Here is a 12,986-nt window from a genome sequence, read left to right as displayed (position 1 = left end):
ATTGTAACTAAATTTGAAAAAAAATAACATGACCTACATAAAACACTTATTATCAATAGTTTTACTTCTTCATTTTACGGCCTGTGCTCAAGAAAAAAAATTACCTGTAAACGATTATCCCTTCGAAACAGTGGTTTCAGACCTTAATAATCCTTGGGGATTTGTATTTCTTCCAGATCAATCTATGCTAATCACCGAGAAATCCGGAACACTAATTCATTTTAAAGATGGTAAGAAAATCAACATTTCTGGATTACCTGCAATAGAACAATTGGGACAAGGTGGCTTGTTAGATATTGCATTACACCCTAATTATAAAGATAATGGTTGGATTTATTTTACCTACGCCTCTGCAGAAGGTCAAGGTTCTGGTGCCAATACAGCACTTATGCGAGCAAAAATTAGTAACAATACGCTAACTAATAAGGAACTTCTTTATAAAGCAACGCCAAACTTTAATAGTGGTAATCACTTTGGTTCTCGCATTCTTTTTGATAACAACAATTACCTCTTCTTTAGTATCGGAGAACGTGGCGAACGCGACGAAAACCCTCAAGACATTACAAAAGATGGTGGTAAAATTTACAGACTTAACGATGACGGATCGATCCCAAAAGATAATCCGTTTGTAAATTCTCCGAAGGCTAAAACAGCCATTTATTCTTACGGTCATAGAAATCCACAAGGGATGATAATCAACCCTACAACAAATAAAATTTGGGCACATGAACATGGTCCAAAAGGTGGAGATGAAATTAATATTATTTCGGCTGGAAAAAATTATGGTTGGCCATTAGTTACCTTCGGAATTAATTATTGGGGTACTTCAATTACAGATTATACCGAAAAAGAAGGCATGGAATCGCCTATCCATCACTGGACGCCATCTATTGCGCCTTCGGGCATGTGTTATGTGACTAGCGATAAATACAAGGGATGGAAAGACAATGTACTCGTTGGTTCATTAAAATTTCAATATTTAAATCGCTGTATTTTGAAAGGCAATAAAGTCGTTAAAGAAGAAAAAATACTACAAGATATCGGACGTGTACGCTCTATTGTTCAAGGTCCTGACGGTTATATTTACGTAGGTGTAGAAAATCTTGGAATAGTTAAAATTATTCCGAAGAATTAGCCCTAAATTTGTCCATTCATAAAACACAAAATCAATGCTCATTATAGGCCTTACAGGAGGAACAGGTTGTGGAAAAACAACGGTTGTAAATCAAATTTTAAATGAACTTCCGGATGCGGAAGTAGGTATCATATCTCAAGATTCCTATTATAGTGACACCTCTCACCTATCTTACGACGAACGTAAATTAATTAATTTTGACCACCCAAAATCTATCGATTTTGATTTGTTAGTCAAACACTTAAAACAACTTAAGAAAGGAAAGCCTATCGAGCAACCCGTATATTCTTTTGTAAAGCATAACAGAACTGGCGATACCATTTTAACGCATCCTAGAAAAGTGATGATTGTTGAAGGTATTTTAATATTTACACATCCTGACATTCGTGATTTATTCGATATTAAAATATTTGTTCATGCCGATAGTGACGAACGATTAATTAGAAGATTAAAACGGGATATTGCAGAACGCGGACGGGATATGGATGAGGTTCTTAATCGTTACCTTACCACTTTAAAACCCATGCATCAACAATTTATCGAACCGATGAAAGAGTATGCAGACATTATAATTCCAAACAATAAATTTAATACAGTAGCTATAAATATAGTGCGTACTATTATTAATGAAAAACTATTATAACGTTGAAATTTTTCAATAATAAATATATAAAACCTTTTAAAAATCCCTTTGTAATTCCAGGGATTGGCTTTGCTATTTGGATGCTATTCTTCGATAGTAATTCGTATTTAATCCATAACGAATTGAATAACGATATCGACGATCTAAATAAGCAAAAAGAGTATTATATCAATGAAATTACAAAGGATCGCAAGGCGTATAAAAAGTTAAATACTGAAGATGGTCTTGAAAAATTCGCACGTGAAACTTATTATTTAAAACGCGAAAAAGAGGATATTTACATTATAGAATACGAAGACAGTTTAAATATAGAATCTGATGAGTAACACCAATTTGTTTGAAGAATTTAATTCGGTATCGGCAAAAGCGTGGAAACAAAAGATTCAATTCGATTTAAACGGTGCCGACTACAATAAGACCCTTATTTGGCATTCAAACGAAGACATTAACGTTAAGCCTTTTTATAGTAAAGACGATTTAAAAACGATTCCCTTCAACTTTAAATCTACTTCAAACACGTTTAAAATCACTCAATCCATTTATGTAAATTCTGAAGAGAAATCTAATAATTTGGCACAAATCGCCTTACAAGATGGTGCTGAAGCTCTAGCGTTTAATATCGCAACAGAACACTGCGATTTGAGCAAATTATTGCAAAATATAGATTTGCATCTTGTACCTATTTATTTCGATTTACAATTTTGTTCTTCAAAATTTATTGAGAAACTGGATGTTATGGCCTCTGAAATTAAGGCTTCGTTTTATGTAAATTTTGATATTATCGGACATCTTACTGAAGATGGAAATTGGTACAATACACTTAACGCCGATCACAGAGCATTGGAAACCGTGCTAAAAAACAGTTCTCATTTAAAAAGTAGCGTAAGTGTAAATCTAGAGCTTTATCAGAACGCAGGAGCGACAATAACCCAGCAACTGGCTTACGGATTGGCACATGCCAACGAATATTTAAACCGTTTTTCGGAAATTTTTAAAACTAAAATCACATTTAAAGTAGCTACAGGTTCCAATTATTTTTTCGAAATCGCTAAGCTTCGTGCGTTACGTGTCTTATGGCATACATTAGCATCAGAATATAACGTAAATACCGAATGCCATATTATCGCTAGTCCATCCAAACGTAACAAAACCATTTACGATTGTAAAACCAATATGTTACGAACGACTACAGAATCTATGAGTGCAATTTTAGGTGGCGCAGATAGTGTTTGCAATATGGCTTTCGATTCACTTTTTCATAAACACCACACCGCCGGAGAACAAAAAGCGAGACAGCAACTGGTAATATTAAAAAAAGAAACAGATTATACACCAATAAATAATCCCGTTAATGGTTCGTATTATATAGAAACCTTAACGCATCAATTGGCAGAAAAATCATTAGCCTTGTTTAAAGATTTAGAAGGTCAAGGCGGATTTTTAAAACTCTTGAAAGGTGGTTCAATTCAGAAAAAAATTAAAGAAAATGCCCAAAAAGAACAAGAGCAATTTAATGCTGGTGAGATTGCTTTAATCGGTACTAATTCTAATATAAATCCTGAAAGTCGAATAAAAGATCAATTAGATTTATATCCGTTTGTAAAACAAAATCCTAGAAAAACGCTAATAGAACCCATTATACCAAGGCGTTTAGCTGAGACCATAGAACAACACCGATTAAAAACTGAAAAATAGTATATTCAAATTGTAACATGAGTAGAAAAGATCTACAACATATCTCGTTAAATAGCGCCAAAAATCAAGCTCAAAACTCTTGTGATGAAGCTAATTTTCAAACGGAACACCATGCTTTAATTTCAGGTGATTCTGACTCTGACTTTGAATTCGGAGCTGGAATTCCGCCTTTTTTACGAGGAATTTCCTCAACCATGTATATCCGATCGCCTTGGGATATACAACAAACGGCACACCTAAATGTTGTTGAAGATTACAACGCTTTTTATAAACGTAATTTTGAAGCTGGACAACGTCATTTTGTATTGGACTTTATTTGTAATTCAGATGAAACTATTTGCGTAGAAACGCTCGATCAGTTTATATCTGTATTTAAAGATATTCCTTTAGACGCTATTACTATTTCAATTAAAAACAATGCTAAAGGACTGGTTTATTTAGCCTTTTATATAGCAACAGCAGAAGCTCAAAATCTTAATATTAAAGACTTAAAAGGTTCTTTTATAGTTGATGCTTTAGAAGGTTTAAACCTTTTTAACACAGCAAATTCTTCTAAAAACACCATTGCAGAGATTTTAGATGTAACTAAATCACAGACACCTCTTTTTAACGGTATTTCTATTTGTAATGATACCTTGCGACACGCTTCTCAAGAAACGGAATTAGCGGTTATGCTTATTTCTGCGAATAACCTCCTGAAAAACGGAGTTGATTCCGGCTTAAAAATAGACCACATCGCTTCTCGCCTATCGTTAAATTTCGGAGTAGGAATGAATCATTTTAGTGACATTTCAAAACTGCGAGCCGCGCGATTATTATGGGCAAAAGTTGTAAAAACTTACCAGCCAAATAACGGAAATGCTCTAGCATTACATATTCATTGTAAAGCAAAACCGGTTAGCGACTCGAATTCAAATTCAGAAAATGCCGTGACTCAAGCAACTATTGGAGCGCTTACTTCTGTATTTGGTGGTACGCAAAGTTTAGAAACACAAACTGTGATACCATCCACTTTAGAATCGGATTGTTTAGATAAAAACATACAACTGTTTTTACAAAAAGAAACTCAAATTACTAAAACTGTCGATCCTTGGGCGGGTAGTTTTTATATTGAAAAACGCACTCAGGAACTTTCAGAAAAAGCATGGTCTATTTTTGAAACTTACCAAAATTCAAACATACTTTCGGACACCGTCACATCAGAATTAATAAAAAAGGCGACTGAGCATTCAGCATTAAAAAAAACAACACCATCTACAAAGTCTACGCCAATACATCGCGATGAAAATAGTGTTGCAGATACACTTCCAAAATTAACAGAAGCTTTTAAAAAGAATGATGAAAATCGATTAACTTTAGCTATTAAAGCCGTAAAATCTAAGGCTACTTTTAGTGAGATTTGTAAGGTTGCAAACTAAGTTTCGGAATGAAAAATGAGACAAATACAGAAATTACATCTATTATAAAAGCCAAAGCACTCGCAAATACTTTTGCAGAGCAAGAAGGAAGACGACCACGCTTATTGCTTTCTAGACTCGGAGAAAACAATCACGAACGCGACACTAAAACTATTGCTGTAACGTATGCCGATTTAGGTTTCGACGTAGATCTTGGTCCGTCATTTCAAGTGGCTAAAGACATTGCCAAACAAGCAGTGGAGAACGATGTACATGCCCTGCATTTATCAGGATTAACCCGAGAAAGCATGGATCAAGTTTCAGAACTTATCTCCTCACTTTCAGATTATAAATGCGAATATATTTTGCTGTTGGTAGATGGCGCCCCACTAACTAAACAAGATTATAAAACATTAAGCGACCTAGGTGTTCATATTATTATGAAACCTGAAGATGCCATAAGTGATGTTGTTATACAAATGCTCACACTTTTAATTGAATAAGACAACTAACCGTCCTCTAAAAATAGTTTATAATAACCTAACACCATAACGCATTACTATTAATTAATATGTTGTTTTGGTTAATTTAAAATCATAAGCTTAAGTATTTTTACTTTAAAATTAGAATAATGAATAATCAAACAGTTTCTACCACGCGAACTCAAACTATTTTCAGAATTATTTTAGGCTCGATTATGGTTTTAGCCGCCATAGGCCACCTCACTTTTCAGCGTGACGAATTTCAAGCTCAAGTCCCAAATTGGGTTCCCTTAGGTAAAGATTTGGTGGTGATTCTTTCAGGACTAGTTGAACTAGGTTTTGGACTCTCCATGATTTTTTGGAAAAAGCAAAGCATAATAATTGGTATCGCCTTAGCTGTATTTTACATTTTAATTTTTCCAGGAAATATTGCACAATATCTAAATGGTAACGATGCTTTTGGCCTAGATACCGATACAAAAAGATTGGTACGGTTGTTTTTTCAGCCCGTTTTAGTAATTTGGGCATTATGGTCTACCGGTGCCCTAAAGTATATCAAGAACAAATTTTAAAATTAAAAGCATCACATTGTCGCGCAAAAACCGACTTTAAATATTAAACTACAATACGCGACATACTCCTTTCTAAACATAGCTTTTAGACTAAATACGTACGGTTAACAATTCCAAAATAAAACATTCCGAGTACATTTATAATTCTTTATCTTTAAAACAAAAAAATTAGCTATTTAACATAGCGAACCACTTAATTTTAATCAGTAAAATATAAGTAAATTTTAATTCGGATAAATTTGTCCTTATTAAAATTTGTATATATATTTGCATTATAAATATTAATTTATGTTTTCAAAAGCATGTGAATACGGCATTAGAGCTTCAATTTTTATAGCGTTAAATTCGTTAGAAGAAAGACGTGTGAGTCCGAAGGAAATAGCAAAGGAGATTAACTCGCCTGAAGCTTTTACGGCAAAAATTTTACAAGCTTTAGCCAGAAATAATGTAGTTAACTCTATTAAAGGTGCTCACGGTGGTTTTGAAATTAATAAGGATAAAATTAAAACTATAAAACTGGCAGACATTGTGAATGCTATTGATGGCGACAATATTTATAAAGGTTGCGGACTGGGTTTACAGGAATGTAATGAGGACAAGCCCTGCCCTATGCACGATAAATTTAAATCGGTGAGAGAAGAATTAAGAGAAATGTTAGAATCTACAGACTTAGAATCTTTAGCACTTGATATAAAATTGGGAGAAACCTTTCTAAAACGATAAAAAAAAAAAATTTAACTATAAATCGGACAATTTTATCCGAGTTAAGAAATTAATTAACTATCTATTAATTTAAATTATGAATAAAGAAAAAAAACTATGGATTCTCTTTGCTGCAGTTGTAATCTTTTCGTTTAGTGTCCTGGGATACTACGGATTTGAAATCTACCAACAATCTCCTCCTATACCTAAAGCCATAGTATCGGATACCGGAGAAACCATTTTTACAGAAGCAGATATACAAGACGGACAAAATATTTGGCAAAGTATAGGTGGCCAAGAGTTAGGTTCTATTTGGGGACACGGCGCTTATGTTGCTCCAGATTGGACTGCCGATTGGCTACACAGAGAAGCTGTTTATATTTTAGATATTTATGCTAAAAACGATTTTAATAAATCCTTTAACGATATTACAGATGAACAACAAGCTGCACTAAAAATTAGATTACAAAACGATGTTCGAAAAAACACGTTTAATGCCTCGTCTAATACGATTACCATCAGCCAAAATCGTGTTGCAGCAATAAATCACTTAAGTGAATACTACAAAGGATTATTTACAAACGATCCGTCGTTCGATAAATTAAGAGCAGATTACGCCATCCCGAAAAACACGATTAAGGATGATGCTAAAATGCAAAAAATGAATGCCTTTTTCTTTTGGGCCACTTGGGCAACAGTTACCGAACGTCCAAACAGTAACGTATCTTATACACACAACTGGCCTGCAGACGAACTTGTTGGAAATGCTCCAACAATGGATTTAATGGTATGGTCTGGAGTTAGTATTATACTGTTAATTCTATGTATTGGAATTCTTGTATTCTATCATGTAAAATCTGGTGAAGACGAAGAGATGCCGGCTCCAGCCGAAGATCCTTTACTAAAACAAGGCATGACACCAAGCATGCACTTGGTAAAAAAATACTTTTGGGTGGTGACCTTGTTAATGGTCATTCAAATGTTATTAGGTATAGTAACTGCACATTATGGTGTAGAAGGCGACGGATTCTACGGCTTTGCTTTAGATCAGATTTTACCCTATTCTGTAACACGAACTTGGCATACGCAACTAGCTATTTTCTGGATTGCTACAGCATGGTTAGCTACAGGTTTATACATTGCTCCTGCAGTGTCTGGTAAAGATCCTAAATTTCAAAAATTTGGAGTTAATTTTTTATTCTTTGCACTACTTATTATCGTGCTTGGATCTATGATTGGCCAATGGTTTGGCGTGATGCAAAAACTAAACTATTTAGAAAACTTCTGGTTTGGTCATCAAGGTTACGAATATGTAGATTTAGGTCGTTTTTGGCAAATATTCCTTTTCGTAGGTCTTATTTTATGGCTAGCGTTAATGGTACGACCTTTATTACCAGTCTTAAAACGTAAAACCGAAGAGAAGAACCTTATTATTATGTTCTTAATTTCGTGTACCGCTATTGCCCTATTTTACGCTTCAGGATTAATGTGGGGACAACATACAAACCTTGCAATTGCCGAATACTGGAGATGGTGGGTTGTTCACTTATGGGTTGAAGGATTCTTTGAAGTTTTCGCCACCGTAGTTATTGCATTCTTATTTGTAAGACTTGGTCTGTTAAAAACTAAAACAGCGACTTTAAACGTATTACTAGCAACCATTGTATTTATGTCTGGTGGTATTTTAGGAACCTTTCACCACTTATATTTCTCTGGAACACCAAAAGCTATTATGGCCTTAGGAGCTACGTTTAGCGCCCTTGAAGTTGTGCCATTAACCTTAATTGGATACGAAGCTTATCATAATTACAAATTATCTAAAGCAACTAAATGGATTGCAGACTACAAATGGCCCATTTACTTTATGATTGCCGTTGCGTTTTGGAATTTCTTAGGCGCTGGAATCTTCGGATTCATTATTAATCCGCCAATAGCACTGTATTACATTCAAGGTTTAAATACCACACCATTACACGCCCACACGGCTTTATTTGGAGTATATGGTATGTTAGGAATTGGACTTATGCTGTTTGTATTACGTAGTTTATATAGAAATGTGACTTGGAATAATAAACTTATTAAAATTTCTTTCTGGTCGTTAAATATAGGTTTACTAGCTATGGCCTTGTTAAGCTTAATGCCTATAGGAATATGGCAAGCTATTGAAAGTATAGAGCACGGCATGTGGTTTGCGCGTTCTTCGGAATTAATGCAAGATCCAACAATGATTGTCTTAAAATGGATGCGAGGTATAGGAGATATTATCTTCTCTGTAGGAATTGTTACCATCTGCTGGTTTGTATTCGATTTAACCCTGAAAAACAAAATAACTAAAAATAAATAAAACAAAATATTATGGAAGCTATAACACAAAAACATGTAGGAGCATTTGTTGCTGAAGACTTTAGAACTGCTGCTGTCTTTACAAAATATGGAATAGACTTTTGCTGTAGAGGAAACCGATCTTTACAAGAAGTGTGCGAGAAAAACGGAATTTTAACAAGCGACTTAGTCGATAGCTTAGAGCATGTACTTAACTCTAAAACAGACCAATCTATAGATTATAAATCCTGGCCTTTAGATTTATTAATAGATTATATCGAGAAAAAACACCACCGTTACGTTGAAGAAAAATCGCCTATAATTAAACAATTTTTAGACAAATTGTGTAAAGTTCACGGCGAAAGACATCCTGAATTATTTGAAATAAACGATCTATTTACTGCGTCTGCTGGAGAATTAGCTCAACATTTAAAGAAAGAAGAAATTATTTTATTTCCTTTTGTTAAGCGCTTATTAAAGGCTAAAGCCACCAACACACCTATTGAAGCTCCTGGTTTTGGAACAGTTAAAAACCCAATAGCAACCATGATGCAAGAACATGATAACGAAGGTGTGCGTTTCAGACAAATTGCCGAAATTACAGATAACTATACGCCACCTGCCGATGGGTGTAACACGTATAAAGTAACTTTTGCAATGCTTCAAGAATTCGAGCAAGATTTGCATTTGCATATACATTTAGAAAATAATATCCTCTTCCCTGCTGCAGAAAAATTGGAAAATGAATTCTGCTAAATACTTTATTTAATTTTTAAATTCCGGAACATTAATTTTAACAATGTTTCGGAATTTTTATTTTTATAAAATGATGTCAAAAAAACTGGTCTTAGTTTGTCTTTTTAATTTCCTAGTTGCGGCAGCAATGGGACTAACCATGCGCTTTGCATTTGTGTCTTCCATTGATTTTAACTACCGAAATTTAACCCACGCACACTCTCATGTGGCCATGTTAGGTTGGGTCTATTTAATGCTATATGTTTTTATAGTACATCATTTTACTTCTAAAAAACCAAAGGCATTTAACCGTCTATTTTGGATGACTGAAGTTGCCGTTATTGGTATGATGATTAGTTTTCCATTACAAGGTTATGCCCTATTTTCTATTACTTTTTCTACACTGCATATCTTTTGCAGTTATTACTTTGCTTATCTTATATTTAAACATCAAAATATAGCCTCCAAACCTACTCGTGTATTAATAAAAACAGCGGTTGTTTTTATGTTAATTTCTACACTTGGTGTGTGGTGCCTAGGGCCTGCAGTGGGATTATTAGGACAAGCCTCTGCCTTCTACCAAATCGCTATTCAATTCTTTTTACATTTTCAATTTAATGGCTGGTTTTTAATAGGCTTATTAGGATTGTTTTTTCATTTTTTCAAGATACAAGACCATAAAATATTTAAGCCTTTTTATATCAGTTTGGTAATTTCTACAGTAACAACTTTAGCATTACCTGTACATTGGTTTGCTCCTTCACCCATTTTAACTTGGATAAATGGATTTGGTATTCTTTCCCAGATTTTATGTTTTATACTTTTTATTAAACTAACTAAAACATTTATACAAAAGCATTTAAAATCGGTTAGCAAGGAAGCCAAACACCTATACCATTTCGCACTAATGTCTTTTGCTATTAAAATACTCTTTCAAAGCGCATCGCTTTTTCCTTACATTGGCGAGATTGTAAAACAAAATCATAATTTTGTAATTGGCTTTATTCATTTAACCATGCTAGGCGTGGTATCAGGATTCTTATTTGCTTATATTATACAATCTAAAATAAGCTACAGAACATTCCTTTTTAATTATGGGATTTACAGCTTTATTTTAGGATTTTTAGGCACAGAATTCGTCTTGTTTTTTCAAGGCTTACGCTTTGTGTTTGGCATAGGGCTAATTCCCTATTATTATCTTGTACTATTTATACTAAGTTCTTTTCTAGTCATAGGAATATCCTTTATCTTTATAGGTATATCAACCTCAAAAACAAACTATTATGACAGAAAACAAACCACTAAAGCGCCATAAATCTTTACAGCCTCTAAGCAGAGATCACCATCACGGATTATTATTAGCTTGGAAAATTAGAACAGGATTTAAAAAAGAAGTTGAAGTTGAACGCATAAAAGTATATACCGATTGGTTCTATACAACACATTTAGTACCACATTTTAAAATGGAAGAGGCTCATGTATTCTCTATCTTACCTGAAGATCACCCCTTAAGAATGCAAGCCATAGACGAACATAAACAAATTGATGCATTGGCTAGTACCATGACTCATTTAGAAAATACTTTAGTGAAGCTTGCAGACGTTTTAGAAGGACATATCCGTTTTGAAGAACGCGTGCTATTCCCAGAAATTCAAAGTGTTGCTACTGCTAAAGAGATGGAACATATAGATGAAATACATTACGAACAGAATCTTGAAGAAAACACTATAGATGAATTCTGGAAGTAACGACATACCTATTAGAAGTGAAACATAGACACTAATAAAATTAAACATATTTAATGAAACATAGTTTTGTTAGAGACCATTTACAAAGCAAAATCCCCCTAAAATATAAGTTCTAGAGGGGATTTTATAATTTAAGGATTATATACTTATTACATTTCGCTAACCGCTTTTTCTATATTTTGTATAGTTTCATCTGAGTTTACACCCAATCCTTCTTGTTGAAACACCAATTCTCCTTCCTCATTAAACACACTAATAATATTAGAGTGAGAGAAATCCATAGGAGTAATTTCTTTATACTTTACCGCTAAAACCGCAGCAAATTCTCTAGTATTTTGTTCTGTAGAGCGCAAAAATAGCCATGGCTCTTCATCCATAAAATTTTCCTTCGCAAATTCTTTTAAACGTTCCGGCGTATCTGTTTCCGGATCGATACTTACAAATATCATTTTTACTTTGCCTTTTGTATTCTCTGGTAATTGTTTTTCTATATTTCGCATATCGGCAACCAATCTCGGGCACGCCGCCTTACAAGTTGTATAAATCATGACCATAACCAATACATCTCCTTTTAAATCTTTAAGCTGAATATCTTCAGCATTTTGATTGGTCCACGTAGATGGTAAATTATAAATAGACATGTCCGAAATGACATCTGATTTCTCTACTTTTTGAGCAGTCTCGGTTACCGCTTCTGCATTAGTATTATTTTTGCAAGACACTATTGCAAACACAAGTAAACCACAAATTAAAAGTACTTTTTTCATAATTATTTATTTTAAGGTAAAGGCACGTCTTTAACACATCTAAAACCTAAATTTTTAATACTATATCGCGCTGTAATACTACCTCTAAAAGCATAACGCATAAAGGCCGCATAGTTCATTAAATCGGTAGCTCCAATAGCAGCGCTTCCGCAAAATAAATTAGAATCTTTATCGACATCTTTTCGAGACTCTCCAGTAATTAGAATAGAGTTAAAATCTGATGTCCATTCCCAAACCAATCCATGCAAATCTGATACGCCCCAATAATTCTCAGGATTTCGTCCTACCTCATAAGTATTGGTGCGCGGTGCTTCGTACCAAGATAAAATCTTCTGATTATAAGATGCTTTTACACGAGCATCTGCTAACTCTTCATCCGCCATGGCGGCATATTCCCACTCATCTACTGTTGGTAATCGCTTACCTTGACATTCGCAATATTTACTTGCGGCAAACCATGAAATATAGGTTATTGGACTTTTAGGTTTTTCTGAATCATTTAAAGTAGTATCATTCTTCCAGTTTCTTAAATAGGTGGCATCTACAAACAATTTTCTAGCTTTAGATTTTTTCCATTCTGGAAATTTTTTCACAAAATCTACATATTGCTCATTCGTAACAGGAAGTTTATCCATATAAAAATGATCTACCTTCACTAATGAAGAATCGCGACCATAAAGGGGAATATAGCGTCCCCCTTTAATTAAGACCATATCCGATGTTTGCGCAAGTATTATAGTTTGCACGAGAAATGCCATACAAAACAATATAGATGTTCTTTTTAGCAT

General features: G+C 34.0%; 14 protein-coding genes. 12 read left to right on the top strand and 2 right to left on the bottom strand.

Annotated features, from left to right (window positions below):
• Nucleotides 1-28: 28 nt before the first annotated feature.
• The 12 genes from ACKC83_RS10560 to ACKC83_RS10505 all read left to right on the top strand — a co-directional run bounded on the left by ACKC83_RS10560 (nucleotide 29) and on the right by ACKC83_RS10505 (nucleotide 11,431).
• On the top strand, nucleotides 29-1,135 hold the full coding sequence (locus ACKC83_RS10560; protein WP_434035465.1) for a PQQ-dependent sugar dehydrogenase: 1,107 nt from the start codon (nucleotides 29-31) through the stop codon (nucleotides 1,133-1,135).
• A 34-nt stretch (nucleotides 1,136-1,169) separates the two neighbouring features.
• On the top strand, nucleotides 1,170-1,778 hold the full coding sequence (udk, locus tag ACKC83_RS10555; protein ID WP_414037086.1) for a uridine kinase: 609 nt from the start codon (nucleotides 1,170-1,172) through the stop codon (nucleotides 1,776-1,778).
• Between the two features lie 2 nt (nucleotides 1,779-1,780).
• Nucleotides 1,781-2,104: an FtsB family cell division protein gene (locus tag ACKC83_RS10550; RefSeq protein WP_382381957.1), complete on the top strand. Its 324-nt coding sequence runs from the start codon at nucleotides 1,781-1,783 to the stop codon at nucleotides 2,102-2,104.
• Nucleotides 2,097-3,473: a methylmalonyl-CoA mutase subunit beta gene (locus ACKC83_RS10545; RefSeq protein ID WP_434035464.1), complete on the top strand. Its 1,377-nt coding sequence runs from the start codon at nucleotides 2,097-2,099 to the stop codon at nucleotides 3,471-3,473. The genes ACKC83_RS10550 and ACKC83_RS10545 overlap by 8 nt, the downstream gene beginning before the upstream one ends.
• A gap of 17 nt (nucleotides 3,474-3,490) precedes the next feature.
• Nucleotides 3,491-4,891, top strand: a complete 1,401-nt coding sequence (locus ACKC83_RS10540) for a methylmalonyl-CoA mutase family protein (protein ID WP_434035463.1) — start codon at nucleotides 3,491-3,493, stop codon at nucleotides 4,889-4,891.
• An 8-nt stretch (nucleotides 4,892-4,899) separates the two neighbouring features.
• Entirely contained in the window at nucleotides 4,900-5,373 is a 474-nt protein-coding gene (locus tag ACKC83_RS10535) for a hypothetical protein (protein ID WP_434035462.1), read from the top strand.
• A 128-nt stretch (nucleotides 5,374-5,501) separates the two neighbouring features.
• On the top strand, nucleotides 5,502-5,924 hold the full coding sequence (locus tag ACKC83_RS10530; protein ID WP_434035461.1) for a DoxX family protein: 423 nt from the start codon (nucleotides 5,502-5,504) through the stop codon (nucleotides 5,922-5,924).
• Nucleotides 5,925-6,212: 288 nt separating this feature from the next.
• Nucleotides 6,213-6,647 (top strand): RrF2 family transcriptional regulator, encoded by a 435-nt coding sequence (locus ACKC83_RS10525; protein WP_434035460.1) that lies wholly within the window; start codon nucleotides 6,213-6,215, stop codon nucleotides 6,645-6,647.
• Nucleotides 6,648-6,723: 76 nt separating this feature from the next.
• Nucleotides 6,724-8,970, top strand: coding sequence for a nitric-oxide reductase large subunit (locus ACKC83_RS10520; protein WP_434035459.1), 2,247 nt, complete (start codon nucleotides 6,724-6,726; stop codon nucleotides 8,968-8,970).
• Between the two features lie 11 nt (nucleotides 8,971-8,981).
• Complete coding sequence (gene ric, locus ACKC83_RS10515) at nucleotides 8,982-9,704, top strand: iron-sulfur cluster repair di-iron protein (RefSeq protein ID WP_414037093.1); 723 nt, start codon at nucleotides 8,982-8,984, stop codon at nucleotides 9,702-9,704.
• 70 nt (nucleotides 9,705-9,774) lie between these two features.
• Entirely contained in the window at nucleotides 9,775-10,998 is a 1,224-nt protein-coding gene (locus tag ACKC83_RS10510; RefSeq protein WP_434035458.1) for a hypothetical protein, read from the top strand.
• Nucleotides 10,967-11,431, top strand: coding sequence for a hemerythrin domain-containing protein (locus tag ACKC83_RS10505; protein WP_434035457.1), 465 nt, complete (start codon nucleotides 10,967-10,969; stop codon nucleotides 11,429-11,431). The genes ACKC83_RS10510 and ACKC83_RS10505 overlap by 32 nt, the downstream gene beginning before the upstream one ends.
• 149 nt (nucleotides 11,432-11,580) lie before the next feature.
• Here the strand turns inward: ACKC83_RS10505 and ACKC83_RS10500 are convergent, their stop codons facing one another.
• Nucleotides 11,581-12,198: an SCO family protein gene (locus ACKC83_RS10500; protein ID WP_434035456.1), complete on the bottom strand. Its 618-nt coding sequence runs from the start codon at nucleotides 12,196-12,198 to the stop codon at nucleotides 11,581-11,583.
• Between the two features lie 11 nt (nucleotides 12,199-12,209).
• Nucleotides 12,210-12,986 carry a formylglycine-generating enzyme family protein gene (locus tag ACKC83_RS10495; protein ID WP_434035455.1) on the bottom strand — a complete coding sequence of 259 codons (777 nt, stop codon included), beginning with the start codon at nucleotides 12,984-12,986 and terminating at the stop codon, nucleotides 12,210-12,212.

The organism is Formosa bonchosmolovskayae (genome assembly GCF_051016085.1).
Lineage (GTDB): Bacteria > Bacteroidota > Bacteroidia > Flavobacteriales > Flavobacteriaceae > Formosa.
This window is presented reverse-complemented; position numbering and strand designations above follow the sequence as displayed.